The 18,795-nt window shown below is 64.8% G+C and carries 18 protein-coding genes; 13 read left to right on the forward strand and 5 right to left on the reverse strand.

The window, feature by feature from the left end:
- Window position 1 precedes the first annotated feature (1 nt).
- The 8 genes from Q4F19_RS13745 to Q4F19_RS13780 all read left to right on the forward strand — a co-directional run bounded on the left by Q4F19_RS13745 (window position 2) and on the right by Q4F19_RS13780 (window position 7,977).
- Window positions 2–325, forward strand: a complete 324-nt coding sequence (locus tag Q4F19_RS13745; RefSeq protein ID WP_303543474.1) for a hypothetical protein — start codon at window positions 2–4, stop codon at window positions 323–325.
- A gap of 282 nt (window positions 326–607) precedes the next feature.
- Window positions 608–1,204: a conjugal transfer protein TraW gene (locus Q4F19_RS13750; protein ID WP_303543475.1), complete on the forward strand. Its 597-nt coding sequence runs from the start codon at window positions 608–610 to the stop codon at window positions 1,202–1,204.
- Window positions 1,204–2,217 (forward strand): TraU family protein, encoded by a 1,014-nt coding sequence (locus tag Q4F19_RS13755; protein ID WP_303543476.1) that lies wholly within the window; start codon window positions 1,204–1,206, stop codon window positions 2,215–2,217. The genes Q4F19_RS13750 and Q4F19_RS13755 overlap by 1 nt, the downstream gene beginning before the upstream one ends.
- Before the next feature lie 348 nt (window positions 2,218–2,565).
- A complete protein-coding gene (locus Q4F19_RS13760; protein WP_341850192.1) occupies window positions 2,566–4,476 on the forward strand; it encodes a hypothetical protein in 1,911 nt (636 codons plus the stop codon).
- A gap of 110 nt (window positions 4,477–4,586) precedes the next feature.
- Window positions 4,587–5,684: a conjugal transfer protein TraN gene (gene traN / locus Q4F19_RS13765; RefSeq protein WP_431312407.1), complete on the forward strand. Its 1,098-nt coding sequence runs from the start codon at window positions 4,587–4,589 to the stop codon at window positions 5,682–5,684.
- Window position 5,685: 1 nt separating this feature from the next.
- Window positions 5,686–6,531 (forward strand): type-F conjugative transfer system pilin assembly protein TrbC, encoded by an 846-nt coding sequence (locus tag Q4F19_RS13770; protein ID WP_303543478.1) that lies wholly within the window; start codon window positions 5,686–5,688, stop codon window positions 6,529–6,531.
- Window positions 6,503–7,099 carry a S26 family signal peptidase gene (locus Q4F19_RS13775; protein ID WP_303543479.1) on the forward strand — a complete coding sequence of 199 codons (597 nt, stop codon included), beginning with the start codon at window positions 6,503–6,505 and terminating at the stop codon, window positions 7,097–7,099. The genes Q4F19_RS13770 and Q4F19_RS13775 overlap by 29 nt, the downstream gene beginning before the upstream one ends.
- Before the next feature lie 23 nt (window positions 7,100–7,122).
- The gene (locus Q4F19_RS13780; protein WP_303543480.1) at window positions 7,123–7,977 is read left to right on the forward strand and encodes a conjugal transfer protein TraF; all 855 of its coding nucleotides are present in this window, start codon (window positions 7,123–7,125) and stop codon (window positions 7,975–7,977) included.
- A gap of 62 nt (window positions 7,978–8,039) precedes the next feature.
- Here Q4F19_RS13780 and Q4F19_RS13785 read toward each other — a convergent pair whose 3' ends face one another.
- The 3 genes from Q4F19_RS13785 to Q4F19_RS13795 all read right to left on the reverse strand — a co-directional run bounded on the left by Q4F19_RS13785 (window position 8,040) and on the right by Q4F19_RS13795 (window position 8,974).
- Complete coding sequence (locus Q4F19_RS13785) at window positions 8,040–8,438, reverse strand: type II toxin-antitoxin system VapC family toxin (protein ID WP_303543481.1); 399 nt, start codon at window positions 8,436–8,438, stop codon at window positions 8,040–8,042.
- Window positions 8,435–8,686, reverse strand: a complete 252-nt coding sequence (locus Q4F19_RS13790) for an AbrB/MazE/SpoVT family DNA-binding domain-containing protein (protein WP_303543482.1) — start codon at window positions 8,684–8,686, stop codon at window positions 8,435–8,437. The genes Q4F19_RS13785 and Q4F19_RS13790 overlap by 4 nt, the downstream gene beginning before the upstream one ends.
- 75 nt (window positions 8,687–8,761) lie before the next feature.
- Complete coding sequence (locus Q4F19_RS13795; protein WP_303543483.1) at window positions 8,762–8,974, reverse strand: hypothetical protein; 213 nt, start codon at window positions 8,972–8,974, stop codon at window positions 8,762–8,764.
- 66 nt (window positions 8,975–9,040) lie between these two features.
- Between Q4F19_RS13795 and Q4F19_RS13800 the strand changes: the two genes are divergently transcribed.
- From Q4F19_RS13800 to Q4F19_RS13810, 3 genes are all read left to right on the forward strand, one after another.
- Window positions 9,041–9,637: a hypothetical protein gene (locus Q4F19_RS13800; protein ID WP_303543485.1), complete on the forward strand. Its 597-nt coding sequence runs from the start codon at window positions 9,041–9,043 to the stop codon at window positions 9,635–9,637.
- 94 nt (window positions 9,638–9,731) lie between these two features.
- A complete protein-coding gene (locus tag Q4F19_RS13805) occupies window positions 9,732–11,114 on the forward strand; it encodes a conjugal transfer protein TraH (protein WP_303543487.1) in 1,383 nt (460 codons plus the stop codon).
- A gap of 2 nt (window positions 11,115–11,116) precedes the next feature.
- A complete protein-coding gene (locus Q4F19_RS13810; RefSeq protein ID WP_303543489.1) occupies window positions 11,117–14,842 on the forward strand; it encodes a conjugal transfer protein TraG N-terminal domain-containing protein in 3,726 nt (1,241 codons plus the stop codon).
- Here Q4F19_RS13810 and Q4F19_RS13815 read toward each other — a convergent pair.
- On the reverse strand, window positions 14,839–15,264 hold the full coding sequence (locus Q4F19_RS13815) for a hypothetical protein (RefSeq protein ID WP_303543491.1): 426 nt from the start codon (window positions 15,262–15,264) through the stop codon (window positions 14,839–14,841). The genes Q4F19_RS13810 and Q4F19_RS13815 overlap by 4 nt on opposite strands.
- Window positions 15,265–15,418: 154 nt before the next feature.
- On the opposite strand from Q4F19_RS13815, the gene Q4F19_RS13820 reads away from it, so the two are divergent.
- Window positions 15,419–15,904, forward strand: a complete 486-nt coding sequence (locus tag Q4F19_RS13820) for a hypothetical protein (protein ID WP_303543492.1) — start codon at window positions 15,419–15,421, stop codon at window positions 15,902–15,904.
- On the opposite strand, the gene Q4F19_RS13825 is transcribed toward Q4F19_RS13820, so the two are convergent.
- Window positions 15,882–16,634, reverse strand: a complete 753-nt coding sequence (locus Q4F19_RS13825) for a helix-turn-helix transcriptional regulator (RefSeq protein WP_303543494.1) — start codon at window positions 16,632–16,634, stop codon at window positions 15,882–15,884. The genes Q4F19_RS13820 and Q4F19_RS13825 overlap by 23 nt on opposite strands.
- 639 nt (window positions 16,635–17,273) lie before the next feature.
- Between Q4F19_RS13825 and Q4F19_RS13830 the strand changes: the two genes are divergently transcribed.
- Entirely contained in the window at window positions 17,274–18,707 is a 1,434-nt protein-coding gene (locus Q4F19_RS13830) for a vWA domain-containing protein (protein ID WP_303543495.1), read from the forward strand.
- Window positions 18,708–18,795: the final 88 nt, after the last annotated feature.

The following is an 18,795-nucleotide window of genomic DNA, read 5'->3' on the forward strand; positions in this document are numbered from 1 at the left end:
GATGGCGCACAAGCCCCATCCCGACCAACTCGCGTTGGATCCGTCAAAGGACGCCGCTCTCGAGCGGATAATCGAAGCGCGCGTCGCGATCCGCGCCGAGGCCGATGCGATCCACTGGCGCCTGCGTCTGGTCCTGATCGAGACGTTCCTCATGACGAGCCTCGTCCTGGCCGCCGGGCTCGCGCTCGACCAGCCGAAAGGACTCGTCATGCGCGGCGCGGCGGTCGTCGGCGCCGGATGCTTGTTGACCGGCGCCCTGCTGATCGGCCTCAGCGCGGTGACCGGCCTGCTGCTGTCGCGTGTGCAGAGGTGGTGGCGACCATGAGGGGCATCCTCTCGCCTCAACCGGCCCCTTCGACTGCGCGTCTGCTCGTCGGAAGCCACCTCCTGCTCCTCGTCCAGGCGGGACTCGTGCTCGGCAGCTGCGCGCCCCGCGGCACGATCATCTTGACCCTCATCGCGGCAGTGACCGTGATTGCCGCCGTCGCGCTCGTCGCCGCGATCATAGGTGAGCCGCCGTCGCCACCAGAGCCTCTCGGAGGCCGTCGCCATGGCTGACCGGATCGCCCGCTATAGACGCCACGAACAGGGGCACGGCCTTGCGGCTATGGTAGCACTCGCATGGTCGTTGTCGTGCGGCACTGCGGCCTCAGCCGCGACCTCGACGATCGGCCGGACCTGGCCGATTGCCGAGCCGGACGCGCTGACCGAGATCGAGACCAAGGCAGCCGCCTTGCCCAGAGATCTGGCGCCGAAATTCGGGCCGCGGTCGGGCTGGTCGGCGATGAAGGCCGCGAGCCTTGGCCCCGTCGTGACAACCCGCACGCGCCAGGTCGTGCCCTTCTACACGCTGGATGCCGATATCGTCCTGCCCGAAGGCCGAGTGCTGTTCCGCAAGGGCTACACGTTCAATCCGCTGGCCTATGTCTCGCTGCCGCAGCGGCTGGTCATCGTCCATGCGGCCGAACTCGACTGGGCGTTGCGAACTGCGAGCCCCACCGACTGGATCCTCCTTGCGGGTGGCGGAGCAGCCAATCCTGACCCGATCGCGCTGGGTAGCCGGGTCGGCCGCGCCCTGTTCCTGCTCGAGGACCGGGTCAAAGTGCGGCTTGGACTGAGCGTCGCGCCCGTCGTCGTACGGCAGGTCGGCCAAGCCCTCGAACTGTCCGAGATCAAGCCGCCAAAAGCATCCGGAGCGATGTGATGAATTGGCTCGCCTCACTCCCAAGGGTGATCGCTGCCGCCATATTGTTCTGGCTGGCGCCGCTCACGCCGGCACAGGCCTCGTCCTGCCCGGCGGGCGCTGTCTTCAACCCCGTCACCAAAGTCCGCTGGACGTGCATCTTCCCGATCACGATCGGCGGCGTGCGCGTCGGCACGTTCGACAAACTCTCGACGGAGCTGGACGCGCAGTCTTCGTCGAAGCCGTTATGCGCCTGCCGCAACGGCCCAAGCGTCTGGTTCGGGGTAAAGGTCAGTTTCTGGTCGCCCAATCGCATGATCGACGTCGTGACCGAGCCCGGCTGCATGATGGCGTTGGGGACTGACCTTCTGCCGACCCACGGCCGGCTCCAGGGCAGCCAGTCGGGCATCGCGGACGGCACGAACACCCGCAAGATGTTCGCCCAGATGCATTATTACATCGCGCCCGTCTGGGCGATGCTCGACATGTTCACCGATCTCCCCTGCCTGGAGGATGACGGGTTCGATGTCGCCTTAATGACTGAAGTGCTGCCGACCTGGCAGTCCGGCACCCTGGGGGCGATCATCCAGCCTGAAGGCATATTGTTCGGCAATCCTGCCGCCGGTCTCGCCTGTATGGCGGACAGTGCGGCGGCGGCGGCCGGCAAGGTCATCGACCCGCTGTTTTGGTGCATGGGCAGTTGGGGTTCGACCTACCCGATCGCAGGCGACATCCATTTCGATGACTCGGTCGAGGCCTGGGCGGGGCTCGCCGCGCGCGGCACCTATATGATGGGGCGGCTGGGTGCTGCGACTATCAGCTCGGCTGATGGCTGCTCGTTCAAGCCCGCGCCGATCTGGACCAAGTCCCGTTACAAATATCAGCTGATGGAGCCCGTCAAAGGCGGCTCGTGCGTCAATGTCGGCCGGCCCGGCGCGCTCTGGTCGTCGGCCATTCACGCGCCCGGCCAGGACAATGCGCAATTCATGCTCTTCGAAAAGGTGATCTGCTGTGCCGGCATTTCCGCGCAGTAAGCGCTCACCTCCTCCCTGTCCTGCGTCGCTCCGGTCCCATGACCGGTCTGCCCGCCACAGCCATAATGGCTGCCGCGAGCGGCGCGAGACCGGGGCGGCGTCCACCTCCCCCCAGGACGCCGTCCCACCCCCGGTCAGCGCGGCCGCCCCGAGTATAGCGGCGCAGCGACGAGCCCCCCTCGCCCGCGTCGTGGCGGCGGCCGCGCTGACCACCCTCGATCAACAGGCGGCATTTCGCCTGCTTTGGTCGATCGAACCGTCTTTGCCGGCGTCCGACCTGTTTCGATTGGGACGCGGCAGCCGAGCGCACCGGCCGATCGCCGCAAGTCCCCGGCAATGAGGCGGTCGGTGGTGATCGCCCTGTTCTGCACGTGCATCAGCCAGCCGCTCTGTGCGCAGACGGTGGAAGATCGCGCGCGCGCCGCAGCGGCCGCGGCGGCCACCCGGAGCGGCTCCAGCGATGCTCTGCGCAGCAACTATCTGACGCCGGGCCTGAGCGGACAAATGATCAGCACGGTGGACGGCAGCCGAAGCTTCGCGCCTTCGCTCGCCTGCCGGAAAACCCGGACCCTGCTCGAAATCCTTGCGCAGCCAGCATCGACGGGTGACCTCGCGAACCTGCACATATCGCAGGACACCGATTTCGATGGCAGTTTCGACCGGATCCAGAGCCTCAGCCAGAACATCTCAGGCATCTGCGCCAACGGCGTGGTCTCGTGCCACCCCGGAAGCTGGAACCAGTGCCATTACTTCGAATGGGGGCTCGACGCCGGCCACGCGCTGAAACTGGCCGAGGTCGAGATGCCGCAGCTCGCCGGCTGCTACTGCATCAACAATAGCTGCGGGACCAACCTCGCCTGGGCCAACATGCCCGATATCCTCAAAGATCTGGGCGGCGGCATGGTTGCCGCGCTGACCACCGCTGATCCTCGTATCGGAGTTGCCGAGGCGCAGATCAGCGGACCGACGATCGCCTATGTCGGCGCCCAATCGACGGCGTGCGCGACGAGCCCAGATTTAAATCAGACCGCCTACCGCGCGGCGCCGGCGGCCCTTCAGGGCGATGCCGCAGCGATGACTGTGGGCAATCGCGTGTTCGAGGCGCTTGCCGCGTCGCCTGCAGGCTCCGGCAAGGTCGAGCAAGCACGGCAGTGCACGGTCGAGCGCGAGATCACGCTCACCTCGGCGACGTTCGACGATATCGTCAGCATATCCGGCTCGGTGCAGAGCGTCGCCAGCTGCGGCGCGGACTGCCGCCGCTATCGCGTGGGCGGCACCGGCAGCTGCAACAACCCGCCCCCGACCTTCGCGCTTCGCTTCCTTGCCAACAAGCCGGAGCGGATCGTGTCGGCAAAGATCGTCGAGCTGCATACCGCCGACTGGCTCCAGGCACGTATCGATGGCCAACCCGTTGCCTATGCCGCCAAGCGGCCGTGGCTCACCAACGCGCTGCCCAGCGGGGATTGCGGCGTCGGCGACCTTTACCACGCAGCGCCGGATTATGATTTCACGCCGGCGCTGAAGTCTGGAGCGGTTACGGTCGACGCCCGGATCCGCGCGACCGGCGCGAACAAGACGGGCTATATGATCCTCGAAGTCCGCGTCGATCTGCGCTGCGACTTAGCCGAGCGACTGGTCGATCTCTGTTCCGGCTATGCGGCCGACACCGCCTGCCGGTTGCGCGACGAGGATGTCGACGGCGTCACGACGTTTCGCAACGGCGTCGGCACGGGCCTGCGGCCGCTCACCTCCACGCGCATGTTCGGCAGCGACAGCTGCGCGGTCCAGCTCACGCGCGACTTTTTCCTGCGCGCCCGGACTTACGTCTGCGTCGTCGACACCGGCAACCCGCCCCAGCCCGATCTGAGCCGCGGCGCCTATATTATCGATCACTCGACCGAGACCGTGCTCGCTGACCAGACCCGCAGCGCCAGCGGCGAGGTCAGGCAGACGAGCCGCGCCTTTGCGTTGCCGGATCGTGGATCGGTCCCGGCGTGCGAGGCCATCTGCAAGACGCGGGCGCCTCATGTCAGCACGGCCGCAGCGCCTGCGGGCGTCGTGGGGGCGCAGCAGAATGATCCCAGCGGCTGGGACATATTCTATCATGCATGCTTGCCGGGAAGCATTTGCCCGACCGCCCCCGGCGAGCAAGTCGTCAGTACCTGTGGTTGTCTCGATGACTTTCCCGAAGCCGTCGTCATGATGCAGTCGGTTCGACTGGCGGGCGCGGACATGGTCTGCACGAGCGCCACGCAATGAGCGGTCTGGCGCGCCAGGTGAGGACTTCGTTGATCCTCATGGCCATGACTGGCGGAGCTCTTCCAGGAGTGGCCTTAGCGCTATTCCCTGCGGCGCGCGCGTCGACACCGATTGGTATCGCGGCTGCGGCGGCGCCGGCAGTTCCGACGACACCCTTCGCTGCTCCGGCGAGCCCTGCACGGAGTCCGGCGGCAGACCTGCTGTGCGCGGCCGATCTCAACGGCAATGGGGATGCCGCTGATCCGGGCGAAATCGCTGCGTGCGTGGCCACCTCGTCGGGAACAGCGCAGTGTCCGATCCAGCAGACAGCCTGCACGCTCGACGGCTCGGGTGTCTATGTCTGCCCATATGGGCCGGACCATAACTGCGACGTCGTCGCTTCGGGTGGCCCGCCGACCTGCTCACCCCATGCCTGCATCGATACGAACGCCAACCCGATTCAGGACGAGTTGGCCGTCGACGATCCAGGCATTCCTGCCGACGGGGCGATAGATGCCGACGGAAATTGCACCGCCACTATCATGATCTTCGCCGGCCGCGCGGTGCGATGCCGCCCGGCAGGCCTCAAGACCAGCTTCCAGAATTGCTGCAAGGACAAAGGTGAGATCGTGAAAGACGGCATGGGCTCGTCTCTCTTGTCGCTCTCGACGAAGATCGCGGTCGCCAAGGGCGTCTTCACCGGCATGAAAGCGGCGTACACCGCCTATCAGGCGGGCGCGACCGCAAGCGCCGCGGCGAGCGCTGGCGCCAACGCCATCATCGTCGGGCTGGATCCGACGTCCATCGCGATCAGCCTCGCCGTCAATTTCATGATCGAGGTGCTGCTCCAGGGCTGCGACCAGCAGGATATGGACACGGGCATGATGCGCGGCTCGGGCATGTGCCACGAGGTCGGCGACTATTGCATCTCGAAAATCCTCGGCGTCTGCCTCCAGAAGGCGCGCGGCCATTGCTGCTTCAACACCAAGCTCGGCCGGATCCTGCAGGAGCAGGGGCGCCCGCAACTCAAGTCGTTCAACGGCATCGGCTGGGGGACGCCCAAGACCCCGCTGTGCCGCGGCTTCACGCCTGAGGAGTTCCAGGCGCTCGACTTCAGCAAGATCGATCTGTCCGAATATTATTCGGACATCGAGGCGCGCACCCAATCCCAGGTCCAGATCGACATGAAGGGCAAGATCGATGCCTATCTGCATGCGGTCGGTCGCTGAGATGCGCGCGCCGCTTTCTGTCGCTGTGCTGGGCGGCGTCTTGCTCGCGCATCATTCCACAGCCCAAATTCCACCGGGCGGCGCGGGCGCGAGCATCGCGCGCCAGGGCGACGCCGCGTTGGATAGGCTGCGGGGCGCCATCGTGAAGGCAAAAAAGCGCGATGCCCGGCCGGGCCCGCTTCCCCAGCTCTCGCCGCAGGGTCTCGCTCAGGCAACACGGGCCCTGCAGCACCGCATGCGTTCCCAGGCGATGGAGACGAGAGGGCGCGCCGCGCTGGATGCCGGGCGGCTCGATCTCGCCCGGCAACGCGAGGCAATGTCGAAACGGCTCGGCCAGGCGCTCGGCCTCGACGCGCCCGATGTCACGACGCTGGCGCGAGCGACAATGCCGCCGACAAAGACCCTCTGGGTGCCCGTTCTCTTCGTGTCGTCATCGATGCCGACGACGACGCTGCGGACCTATGCGGCACAAGTCGCGAAGGCGAAGGGCGTGATGGCATTTCGGGGCATGCCGGGAGGTCTCGCGAAGGTCGCGCCGATGGCAAAATTGTCAGCCGAGATCCTGCGCGTCGATCCCGGCTGCGAAGGCCCGGCCTGCACGATGCGCGACGTGCAGGTCATCGTCGATCCGATCGTCTTCCGACAGCATGGCGTGGCTCGTGTGCCGGCGCTCGCGATGGTGCCCGGCGATCCAACCCAGGCTTATTGTGAACGCGACGAGGAGAGCCCGCGCGGCGCCCACGTCGTATATGGCGATGCCGCGCTCACCGGACTGCTCGACGAGATTGCCCGCCTCGGCGGGAGAGAGGAGGTGCGCGATGCTCAGGCTCGCCTGGTCTCTCGGTAGACGTGCGTGGCCCGAGATCAGGCTGCTGCCGCTGCGCGCCGCAGTGGCGCTGGGCGCGTCCGGACTTGGTCAGCCGCCGCGCCCGCGCCAGCTCCTGAAAGCCTATGGCATCGTCCTGCCGATCGGATTGGCGACGTGGTGGGCAATCCCGCAGCTGACCTGGGTGATGAGCCCATCCATCGATGCCTGGGCGATCCGATCCGCACCCGGCGTGATCCACCGCGGCGACCTCGTCTCCTTCATGCTGTCCCATCCGCTTGCCGGCCCCAAGCCCGTAGCGGTGACCAAATATGCGCTCTGCTTGCCAGCCGATCGGCTCGATTTCGTCGAGAAGCCGTCGTTCGTGCCGGGGAAGCTCGACGGCTATTATTATTGCAATGGCCGGCTGCTCGCCGTGAGCAAGCCAATCGGTCGTGATGGCCGTCCTCTCGCGCATTTCAGGCCAAGGGCGCGGCGGATCCCTGCCGGTATGGTCTTCGTGGGATCGCGCCACCCGTCGAGCTTCGACAGCCGTTATTATGGCCCCGTCTCGATCGGGCGGCTGATCCGGATGGAGCGGGTGCTGTGAGGGCGGCGCTCGCAATCGCGGCTGTGCTCCTGGCAACCGCAACCGATGCGCAGACGCCACCGGACCGTCTCAAGCAGGGTTATTGGTGGTATGCGCCGAATTCAGCGCTGCCCAAACCCGAGCCTGTGCCGCACGAGCCTGCCAAGCCCGTCATTCCTGCGATGCCAGAACTGGCCCGTTGGTCGCCCCCCCGGATCCGCAAGCTCATCGAAGACCAGCGCGATTATGCAGCCACCGTCCTGACCATTGAGGCCGTCGCGGACTTCTGGAAGCTCGAGGACTTTGCGCGTCGCAAAGCGCGCGCGTTCGCTGGTGTCACCCAGATCGCGATGCTCCAGCATCCCGAGCTCAATTCGAAATCGGCGAACCCGATGGTCGGCGAGGCGCGCGACCAACTCGCGGGCGCCAAGGACGACGCCCGACGGCGTTATCTGCGTTCTCACGCCGGCGAGTTCGCGCTTGTGATGTTTAGTCGGACGACGTGCGGATATTGTCGGGTGCAGTGGCCGATCGTCCAGCGACTTCAGGAGGAGATGGGCTGGCAGGTCACGCTGATGGACCTTGACCGGCGCCCTGATCTGAGCGGCCGCTATGGGATCGAGATCACGCCGACGACGATGATCATACGCCGCGGCAGCCAGCAGCGCATGATCGTCGCCAGCGGGGTTGAGGCCTATCCCAATCTCGCGCAATTGACCTATCAGGCCGTGCGCCTGCTCACGGGAGACATTCGTCCGGAGCAGTTCATGACCGGAGCGGGCGAGGAAGGCGGCTTCTTCGATGCGCTCGGCCTTGGCCCCGTCGCCGCCTCCGATCCAGCCGTCGAGCCAATGCGATCGAGCCCCAGCGGACCCGATGCCGCCGAGGGCGAGCGATGATCGACAGCGGATCAGCCCCCTCGCGGTTGAAACACCGACGCTCGTCCGCGCGAGCAGGCGTGTCAGCTGGCGATGTGCGCCTGCACGCCCCGAGATTGCAGCAGGCCCACCGCCTTGCGATCGAAGCTGACGAAGACATCACCGCCAAGCCATTTGCCTTCATGCGCGATCGCACCGTCGGCAAAGTCGCCGCCAGCCTCGAACAGCGCGAGCCCCGCTTCGACGACCGGCACATCGGCTTTGACATTCTCCGACCCGATCAGTGTCCGGATCGCAGCAACCACCCGCTCGCGAGGCTCCTTGTAGCTGCGCGTCATCACCCAGACGAATTCGCACAATGCCGGTATCGTCAGAGCGACAAGGTCCGCCCGTTCCAGCACCTCCCTAGCGATCGGCGACTGCACGTCATCATCATCAGCGAGCGCGCGAATGAGGATGTTGGCGTCGGCAATGATCCTCACCGCTCGCCCGCCCACCCCGCGGCGATTGCTTCATTCATGTCTTCGATCGACACCGGCTTGCGCCCGCTCCGCTTGAGCATTCCGAAAGCGTCGGAAATCTTCCCCGTGTTGCGGACCGCGCGCAAGCGCAGCTCGCCGTCCGGCATTTCGGCCACGTCAATCTGCTGGCCCGGCGCAATCTGCATATGCCTCAGCAACTCCTGCCGCAGCGTGATCTGGCCTTTCGCGGTCACCGTGAGCATCGTCATCTCGCATCGCTCCTTGCAGGGAACAGATGTAATGCAAAATCGCCTTACCTGCAACAACGAGCGACTGACGCTCCCTCAGCGGCCGTGCCCGACTTTCCAGGATATAGAACAGAGAACGACGCGGCCTGGTGCGGGCGCATTTTCTGTCGACGGGGTTCGCCGCAGCCGCAGTTCCCCGACGGGTGAAGCCACGATCAGGAGTTGGTCGCCCGAACCGGCATTCAGGTGGCGAAGCACCCCCTCCGGCAATTTCAGCCATGCGTCCGCCATGATGGTCAATGTCTTCACGAAGTTTCTCCGCTCTGCTTTCTCTCCAAAGACGGTTTCCGGGCATTTCGGTGGCGGTGCGTTACGATGACCCGCCTCGTCATGCTGCTTGGCCTGCCCGGGATCGTGATCGGCGCGACGGCAGCGGACGCGGAGGCCGGCATCCGCTTGTCCGGACCGAGCGATGCTCGAGGCGCTGCCATCCACCCGGTCGCCGATGCGGCCACGATGCGCGCCTGGCTCTCGAGGGTTCCGGCCACGCGCGACTTTCCGCCCGATTTCGCCGCGACGCTGCGCGGCCAGGCGCCCGCCTTCATCATCGAGATGACGACGACGCCCGGCTGCACGCCGTGCGCGGATCTCTGGGCGAAGCTCCAATCGCTCCATCACCACTATGGGCTTCATCTGGCCGTGGTCGGGCGTGAGGAAGCCATGCTTCGATCGGGTCGGTTCGGCCTGCCCTGGGTCGGGCATCCCGTCGCATGGGCGCGTGCGGCCGACGATCAGACCCGCATGGTGCCGGTCGCGATCGGGACCGACCATGCGGCCAATCTGGCGCGCAATATCTACCTGGCCTTCAAGATGATGACCGGCGTGCGCGCCGCGGTCGGCGTCCGCGCCATGGCAAAATATACCGGCATCGTGGGCGTGTCCGCGCCCCTGCCCCAAGCGTCCCGGAGGTGAGCATGGCGGGCTCATGTCCTTGTTCCCTCCTGTTTCGAGGACATCCGCCATGGTCCGTCGATCGCCGCGCCTGAACTCCATCCAAAGCGGGCTCATGCTCATCCTGAGCATCGCGTTCGCCACGCCCGCCGCCTCGCAAAGCTGGGCGGAGACCTGGTTCGACAGCGCGACCTACACGTCCCCCGGCAGCTTCGAGGACCAGACCCGCGGCTATCTGACGGCCGGCGGCATGTCCGGCCGGATCGACGCGCACAATGACTATCTGATGAGTCTGACGCTGCCAAAGGTGAAGGCCGGCTGCGGCGGCATTGACATGTTCCTGGGCGGCATGTCGTTCCTCGATCCCGAGTATCTCGTCCAGAAGCTCGAGAGCATCCTACAGGCCGCCCCCGCCGTCGCCTTCCAATATTTGCTGGAGACGCTCGACGAAAAGATGGGAAATATTCTCTCCAAAATGGAGGCGGCGACGAATTTTCTCAATTCTATTCAGGTCAATGACTGTCGCCTCGCCAACCGGATGGTTCAGATCGCCAAGGGCGACGACAATATGTCCGGGATCATCGAGGAGATGACCGGCTACAAGTCGGTCCGCGCCGGCTTCTCGAAGAGCTTTCAGCAGAGCCGCGAACGGATCCAGGCGAACAACAACAATCCGACCGAGGATCTGAAGGACGCGCTCGCCAATTGCCCGGCGGAGGTCACCGACATTTTCCGGACCGGGTCACTGCTTGCGCATGCCGCGGCCCGCGTTGGCGCTGGCGACTGGGCGGGGGTGATGCGGGCCCGTGTCGGCGACGTCTATATGCGCTGGAACGATACCGACCGTGTGCCTTTATTCTCGGCGATCCCGGCATGCCCGCGTCAGGATACCGAGTCCCCCGACGATTTCCTGAGCGGGCGCGTGCAGCGCCGTGCACTCAATATTCCTGCGACCGCTTCCGATTGCGCGAACGACGGGGGCAGAGGCGCGCTGGCGCTCGCCCGCGCCCGCATGGAGGCGATCGCGAGCAAGATCCGGACCCGGGCGGCGCTGACGGCGGATGAGAAACAGTTCGTAGCCAATGTCAGCACATTGCCCGTCTATCGGATGCTCGAATGGGGCGTGCGCCAAGGCGTCTCGACCTCGGTGATCGCGGACACGGATGAGCTGGTCGCGTTGACGCTTGCGTACCAAATGCTCAGCGACCTCACTCGCTCGATCGATTTCGCGCTGAGCAATGCCGAGCGCGGCGCGTCGGCGGCGGGCGCCGCTGACGCGGGCAGCGCCAACATCTGTCAGACCCGGATCCTCACGAAGGGCATCGAGCAGCTCCGCGACCTGCGCGAGGAGGTATTGCGCCAGCGCGCCCAGATGCGTCAGTCCTATCTCGCGGCGCTCGGCTCGGCCAATCTGTCCGCCAGCTATGCCGGACTGATCCGCCAGCGCGACCGGGATGCCCGCGAGGCCGCCGGTGCGGCGGCCAACCGGGAGCACTGAGCATGCTGCCGCGCCTGCTCCGCGCATTCATGCCGATGCTCACGATCGGGTTCGCGACGCCGGCCCTGGCCATCGATGCCAGCTTCTACACCTATAACGGTTTCTCAGAGACCGTAGACGCCTTCCGGTTGGTCGCGATGATCTTCGCCGATCCGCGCTACGAGACGCTTGTCGTCATCATCGCCGTCGTCGGCATCTCGCTCGGCGCCTTGCTGGCAAGCATCCGCGGCCAAGGCATGGGCTTGGTCGCGTTCGGCTTCCAGATGCTGATTGGCATCGGGCTGTTCGTCGGCATGATCGCGACGACCGGCACCGTCCATATCTACGACAAGGTCCGCAACGCCTATCAACCCGTCGGCGATGTCCCGAACCTGCTGGTGCTCGTCGCCGGCACCACCAATCTCATCGAACGCGCCTTGGTCGAGACGATCGATGACAATACGCTCGATCCGACCGCCAAGGTCGAGTTCGGCGCGGGCGGGCACATGTTCGATCTCTTCTTCAATGCGGTCGCGCCGCGTGGCCCCATGACCGACACGTTCCTGGACGCGACGATCAAGGACTATGTCCGCCAATGTTATCCGGTCGCGCGCGTCTCGGCGGCATACGGCGTGGACGATGATCGCCTGTTTCGGACCGCGAGCGACCTGCCGGCAGCGTTCGCCGCGATGGCCGGCCCCGCCACCTTCTCCACCGTTTATACGGCCGCCGACAAAGGCGGCACGACCGTCAGCTGCTCGGACGCCTGGGCGCATATTTCCGAGCGACTCTCGGATCCGGCCTTGTTCGACGCCTATAGCGCCCAGGTCTGCCAACGGACCGGGTTCGACGTGACGCAGGCCGTGCAGCTTACGCGCTGCCGCGCACAGCTTGGCGAGCTGGGGCAGACGATGATGGCCACGCCCTTGTCGTTGCAGACGCTGATGAGCGACGTCTTGCTGGGCAACAGTGTGGGCGACGTCCTGTTCGAGGACAGCCCAGCCTCGGCCGCGCGGGTGATGGCCAATCGGGCGATCATCTCCTCGGGTCTCGCGACAATGTCGGTCGCCAATGAGTGGCTGCCGACGATCCGTGCGGTCGTTTTCGGAATCATGCTGTTCATGGTCCCCGTCGCGCTGCTGTTCATCCTGACGCCGATCAACCTCAGGGTGGCGAGCTTCGCGCTTGGCCTGTTCGTGTTTGTCGCTCTGTGGGGCGTTATCGACGCCGGCATCTACCAACTGACCCTGGGCCGGGCGATGAGCGCGCTGGCCGAGATGCGGGCGAACGCCGTCGGTGCCAATGCATGGCTCCTTGCGCCTTCATCCGCACAAAAAGCCCTAGCCATCTTCGGAAGCTTCCGCACGGCTGCGGCCGGTCTCGCTGGCGCCTTCGTCTTCACCGTCTTCCGCTTCTCGGGCAATATCTTCTCGGCCGTGACCGGCGGAGCGCTCGGGGTGACGGGCCAGGCGAGCGCGGCCGCCTCGCCTCTCGCCACTGGCGAAGGCTATGCGTCCGCGCTGGAGGCGCAGGGGTCCGCCGCCGGGACGATGGCGCGCCGGGGCGCCGCAAGCAGCTTCGGCGATTTTGGCGAGCGCACCAGCTTCGACCGGAACAGGAGCTTCGGGGCTGCCAGCACGTATCTGTCCGAGCGGCCGGGCGGCGCCGCGGGGATCCCGGCCTTCGGGATGGGCGGTATCGACGCCGCGCGCGAGCTCGGCGGTCTGGCGCCCGCGCTTGTCGGCGGCGACTTTTCCAGTCCCGCCACCCAAGCCGCGATCCGCGCCAATGCGACGACATCAGCGATCCATCAGTTCGCGGAGAAGGATGCGTTGCGGTCGCTCGGCACCCGCTATTTCGGTGACGGCCAGTCCGGCGAACTGACCTTCGCCTCGTTCTCGCAGAACCTCGTCCAATGGCGCGCGTTCGGCGACACGCGCGCTTATGGCATGATGTTGGAGGGGGCGGCGCGGCATTTCGAACGCGCCGGTTATGGCAAGGACGATGCCCAGCTGAAGGCGAGCGGAGTCATCGCCGATGCTTCAGCCGATCCGACATTTGCGAAGCTCGTCGCCAATGCCTTCGATCAGAAGGGCATGCTGGAGAATGACCTGACTGCAGCCCAGATCCAGGCCGGAGCCATGGCTGGGCGAAGGGATTATGCAGGCGAAGCGGTGGCGAACGTCGAGCGCCGCAATGTCGCTACCGAACAGGGTCACCGGACCGGCGGCAATGCCGGTCAGCGCCAGGCCGCGGGGATGCTGGGCCTATCCGTAAGCGAGACCAGCCGCCGGATCGCCTTCATCAACGCGCTTTCTGGAGAAGCACGATCGACCGCTATCTCACAGCTCGGGCGCGCGACCGGTCGCGACGAGGCGGGCGTGGTGCGTGCATTGGAGACCTACAACGCTGCCACCCAACTCGGCACCGCCGACGGTGCGACGATGGAGACCGCGCGAGAACATAGCAGCGTCTACGCACGAACGCGCGAGGCGGCCGGCTTCGATGTCGCGGAGAGAGCCGGAAAGCTCGATGCGCAGCGCGAGGTTGGGCATGACGGCACCCGTCAGGCGGCGCGGATCGGCGAACAGCGGCGTCAGTCAGACCATGCCGGGTTTGCGGAAGGCGCGCAGGCCGCCGGTACGTCAGTCCGCGAAGCCGCTCGGCTCGACGCTTTCATCGGCGCGTTGCGCTCCACCGCGGGAAACCAGCTCGATGTGGCGGAGGGAGGTGCGACCGGGATTGCCGATCGTGCCCGCAACGACCGCATGTCGCAGATCGTGGGCAGCGAGCGTCTGACACGAGCGCAGAGTCTGTTGCGAGATGCAGGCGTCAAACTCTCGAAACGGCAGATCGCGATGGATCAGAACGGCGAATTCAGCCTCAATTTGACCCCGAATATTGCCTCGCAAATGTGGCGAGCTGGCCTGATTAACGAAAACCAGCTCGGCGCGATTGCCAATGGCGGGACCGCCCGGTTCAGCTTCGCGCATAACGATCTTCTGGTCTCCAGCAGCACGGACTTCGAGCGTTCGGCGCGCAACGACACCAGCACAAGGTTCGAAGCCGGCAAGCAGGCCGGCCCTGACACTATCGAACATTTTCTCGGCGGCGGCGCAGACGGACTTGCCGCGATGGCGAATTGGCTCAGGGGGGGCTTTGAGATGGATCGTGCCGGCAACTGGCGGCTCAAGCCCCAGGTCGCGGATACGCTCCAGCGCGACGTCCAAGCGATCATGATTCAAACGGGATGGTCGAGAACGCTTACTCGAAGCGCAGAAGACAGTAACTCCGTCGGTACCGACATCGCAGCCACTGTGTCGGCCGACGCGAGGCATGGGAATTCTGTTAAGGGCGGAAACCAAGGTCGGATCGGAGTAAGCGGCGGTGCTGGCGGCTCTGTCAGCTTGGTAACGTCCGACCGAGGTGCCACCAACGAGCGCGCCGCCGGCTCACTTGATATCGTCAACTACGATGTCCGTGCGGCAATCTCGAACGCCGAGCGTGCCGCTTCCCGATCAAACAGCCCCGCTTCGGCCTTCTCGGCAAGTTTGTCTGAGCAAATTCTTGGAGCCCGCGGATTGCGCAACCGGTACATCGAAGATGCCGATTCCGGCCGGGGGTCGTTCGATCTGACCGCCCCAGTCACATCGATCGAACAAAATTCAGTCTTACGCTCCGGCAGGTTCTCAAACGACCTTGCGAGCGGACCGTTCGATGGCGATCCCGAATTTAAAGAGCGTCGCTAGTGCCCAGCATGACCATGATCGTGCCGACCCCAGTATGTCGGCGACCTAGGATCGAGCGGGTCCATCATCGGGTCAACATATCCGCCAACCGATCGCTTGGGGAAAAGCTCTTCACGGGGCGTGCTCACCCACTCCCAACGATAATAATCCATCCAGTCGCCGATATAGCCAAGCCCGAGAACAATAAGCGGCACGAGAGGATAGAATGCGACGTTCAGATAGCCAGCGGCGGCACTCGTGTAGAAGGTATCGAGGCCAGGGCTGAACCAGGAGGCCAGCTTCCCGCCCCAATACAGAGCAGCGCAAGCCCACCAGAGCTTTGCGTACCAAGGGCGCCAGATCCATTGCGACATGCGAGGCCTTGGTCGGGCGGAATCCACCGTTTCCGTGCTCGAATCGGATGCTACGCTGTCCGGGTCCATAGCCGTGTCCTTTCGCCCTCGGATCCTATCAAATCGCGGGGCAAAGCGGGACTGCCAATCGCACGCCCCCCCCAAAATCGCCGCCGATCATCAAGCAGAATGGCGATCGCCCAACCACTGCCCCCTCCCCCTCCTCCACCCGCGCAGTCCGCCAATGTCGTGCCTGATCGTCGGCGATTGCATCGCGCTGGGAATTGCCGCCGCGATGAACGTCATGGCCCCCGGACAATGCGACGTGCACGCCCGCGTCGGCGCGACGTCCGGTGCGATCAAAGCCCTCGTTCCCGGCAGGCGATACGATGTCGCGATCATCTCCGCCGGCTCCAACGATCCCGCCGGCCACGCTCTCGATCGCGACTTGTCGCGACTGAGGGAAAGCCTGAACGCGGACCGTATCAGCTGGGTTTACCCGCGCTCTCCGCCTCAGGCCTGGAGCGTGTATCGCGTCGCGCTGAGCCATGGAGACCGAAGCGTCGACCTGACGTCGCTCGCATCTCGCGATGGTGTTCACCCCGGGGATTACCGAGCAGCGGCCCGGTTGATACTCGTCAGCGCCTTTGCCTCGCGACGCAGGTTGCAACAGCGTGATCGTCAAACCGTTGGCGAGCGGGCTCTGGCTATCGCCGAAGGAGGTCGGTGAAGCTGACCTGCCCATCGAACAGTGCACGTGCGATCAGATGAGGTCGCTGCGCATTGCCATACTTCCTCCTGACGCCTTCGACATGCTCATGGGCGGTAGAACGGCTCACCCCGAGCAATTCCGCTATCTCACTATCATTCTTGCCCCGCCCGATCAGAACAAGCGCGTCCATTTGCCGGGGCGTGAGCCCGGGCACTTCCCCGTTTTCCGAGTGACTCCGCGATCGCATGATCCGGCGCGCAGCCTCGAACGCAAGTGTGCCGCATGCCTGTGCCGCCCAGAGCGTGCTCGCATCGAAGGGTTGAACCGTGTCCGATGCGAACGAACAGGTGCCATTATATTCCCCTGGCACGTGCACCGGGATTGTGAAGCCGCTCACGAGGCCGAATCCCACCGCCTCCGTCAAGATTAGCTTGTGCCGTGGCGTGAGTTTAATGATGTTACCGACATCGCTCCAAGGGAATGCGCCGCCCGTTTTGCTACTCGCAAGGTGCATAGGATCGTCGGCAAAATAGCCGCGCTCCATCACATGATAAATCCAGTCTGTATTGTAAGAAGTCAGTCTGATGGCATCGTCCGCCGGACGCGCCAGATCGACATGATGCCCCATGGCGAACTGCGAAAAGCCGAGTTCCGCCGTCGCTGTCAGCAAAGCTTCGTGAAGCGCGTGCTCGGTTGTGGCGGCGCGAAACGCCGCGACGAGGCCGTCCAACTTGGCAATGGTTATCATCGGCGCGTCCTTCACGAACTTAACTGCCCCGCGTGCGCCTCTCCTTTTGAGCTTCGACAGACTCTCCGGCTATACAGCACGTACACCGTGCATCTTCCTTCAAGATACGGCTTTTTCTGGGAAATTTGCAACGCGGATGATAATTAATTCGGGCGGGTTCGTGAGGCTCGTTCGAAGCACTTCACATCCGGTTCGAAATTCATCTCGCACTCATGCAAGAGCCCGCAGAATGGTTCGGTCGGATGGTATTGCCAAGCGACGACACAGGACAATGAGGCGCTCAACGGACATCAACTTGAGTAATGAGAGAGGGGATATCGAATGGTCTCGCGGATATGCGGATGGGCACTCGTCGCCAGTCTTGTCGCTCCCTCTCCCGTCGCGGTCGCGGCACCAGATCATGCCGCGCACGCCCGAACCGGATCGCCTGTGCGCTGCGCCAATGGCTCGCCGATTAGCTATACGAACGGGCGAGGCTCGGCTGCGGTCGTCACAGGGCAGGCGATTTCGCCTCCGATCGTGGCGGGCCCATTCCCGGCGGCGCCCGTCATCACGCCGGCGGCTCCTCCTGCCCCGCCGCCGCCGCCTTCCGGATTGGCGCGACGACAGGTGCAGAGCGAAGTGTTTGCCGCGCGATCCATGACAGCGCCGTCAATCTTCTTTCAACCGCAGGACCAAGAGCGCTACGCCGGCAAGGCCGTGGCGCCGATCCACGCGGTCGCCGACGAGCCGGTTTCGACCTTCTCGATCGATGTCGACACGGGCGCTTACGCCAACGTCCGGCGAATGCTGAATCAGGGGCAGCGCCCGCCCGTCGCAGCGGTCCGGACAGAGGAACTGCTCAATTATTTCCGCTATGATTATCCGGTCCCTGCGTCGCGCGCCGCGCCCTTCAGCATCACGACCGACGTCTCGCGCACGCCCTGGAACAAGGACACGCGACTGCTTCGCGTCGGCTTGCGCGGCTATGATGTCGGCGCCTCGAAGCGCCCGGCGGCCAATCTGGTCTTTCTGATCGACGTATCCGGATCGATGAATTCCCCGGACAAGCTGCCGCTCGTCAAATCGGCGCTCAATCTGCTCGCGGACCGGCTAACACCACGCGATCACGTGTCGATCGTCGTCTATGCGGGCGCCGCCGGTATCGTCCTCGAGCCGACGTCGGACCCGGCCTATGTCCATCAGGCCATCGATTGCCTGTCCGCCGGCGGTTCGACGGCTGGCGGCGCCGGCATCGCCTTGGCCTATGCCACCGCGCGGGCGACGCGCATTCCCGGCGGCATCAACCGAGTCATCCTCGCGACGGACGGCGACTTCAACGTCGGCGCAGCAAGCGATGAATCGCTCGAGCAACTGGTCAAGCGCAACCGCGACGACGGCATCACGCTGACGTCGCTTGGGTTCGGCCAGGGCAATTACAACGAATCCATGATGGAGAAGATCGCGGACGTCGGAAACGGCAATTACGCTTATATCGACAGCGCGCTCGAAGCGCGAAAGGTGCTGGATGACGAGCTTTCGGCGACGCTCGTGACAATCGCCAAGGACGTGAAGATCCAGATCGAATTCAATCCGGCCGTGGTCTCGGAATATAGACTGATCGGCTACGAGAACCGCGCTCTGGCCGAGGAGGATTTCAAGAACGACGCCGTCGATGCGGGCGATATGGGGGCGGGTCATCAGGTAACCGCGCTCTACGAGATCGTCCCCACGGGCGCAGCCGGCTGGCTGCCCGCGCGACATTTTGCGGCCAACCGCACTGCGGCCGGCGCCGCGAGCGGGTCCGAACTCGCCTGGCTGAAATTGCGATACAAGCTCGCGAACGGAGCGGCCTCCACATTGGTCGAGCGACCGGTGAAGGCGAGTACCATCGCCTCAGCCGTCGGCCCCAAGGGAGATCAGGCCTTCGCCGCCGCTGTCGCCGCTTATGGCCAGATCCTGCGCGAGGACAGTCATTTCAACGGCTTCACGCTCGCGGATACGCGGCGACTGGCAGGTGTGCAGTCGGACTATCGTCGACAAGAGTTTCTCGAACTGACAAGACTCGCGGAGCAGGCGTCGACGGCCAGATAACGCATTAGCCCCCGACTTCGTGACTGTGGCGCCGAGGTTTCCAAGCCTCCCTCGGCGCCACGGCATCAAGCCATTATGCGCTGGTTTG

The sequence above is a fragment of the Sphingomonas natans genome (assembly GCF_030546695.1).
GTDB classification, from domain to species: domain Bacteria; phylum Pseudomonadota; class Alphaproteobacteria; order Sphingomonadales; family Sphingomonadaceae; genus Sphingomonas_I; species Sphingomonas_I natans.

Coding starts and splice junctions, on each gene's coding strand:
- Q4F19_RS13770 (WP_303543478.1), top strand. CDS start 5,686: ATGCGCGCGCCGCTTTCTGTCGCTGTGCTGGGCGGCGTCTTGCTCGCG.
- Q4F19_RS13825 (WP_303543494.1), bottom strand. CDS start 16,634: ATGATAACCATTGCCAAGTTGGACGGCCTCGTCGCGGCGTTTCGCGCC.
- Q4F19_RS13775 (WP_303543479.1), top strand. CDS start 6,503: ATGCTCAGGCTCGCCTGGTCTCTCGGTAGACGTGCGTGGCCCGAGATC.
- Q4F19_RS13810 (WP_303543489.1), top strand. CDS start 11,117: ATGCTGCCGCGCCTGCTCCGCGCATTCATGCCGATGCTCACGATCGGG.
- Q4F19_RS13755 (WP_303543476.1), top strand. CDS start 1,204: ATGAATTGGCTCGCCTCACTCCCAAGGGTGATCGCTGCCGCCATATTG.
- Q4F19_RS13750 (WP_303543475.1), top strand. CDS start 608: ATGGTAGCACTCGCATGGTCGTTGTCGTGCGGCACTGCGGCCTCAGCC.
- Q4F19_RS13805 (WP_303543487.1), top strand. CDS start 9,732: ATGCTCATCCTGAGCATCGCGTTCGCCACGCCCGCCGCCTCGCAAAGC.
- Q4F19_RS13830 (WP_303543495.1), top strand. CDS start 17,274: ATGACAGCGCCGTCAATCTTCTTTCAACCGCAGGACCAAGAGCGCTAC.
- Q4F19_RS13800 (WP_303543485.1), top strand. CDS start 9,041: ATGACCCGCCTCGTCATGCTGCTTGGCCTGCCCGGGATCGTGATCGGC.
- Q4F19_RS13790 (WP_303543482.1), bottom strand. CDS start 8,686: ATGACGATGCTCACGGTGACCGCGAAAGGCCAGATCACGCTGCGGCAG.
- Q4F19_RS13745 (WP_303543474.1), top strand. CDS start 2: ATGGCGCACAAGCCCCATCCCGACCAACTCGCGTTGGATCCGTCAAAG.
- Q4F19_RS13815 (WP_303543491.1), bottom strand. CDS start 15,264: ATGGACCCGGACAGCGTAGCATCCGATTCGAGCACGGAAACGGTGGAT.
- Q4F19_RS13820 (WP_303543492.1), top strand. CDS start 15,419: ATGTCGTGCCTGATCGTCGGCGATTGCATCGCGCTGGGAATTGCCGCC.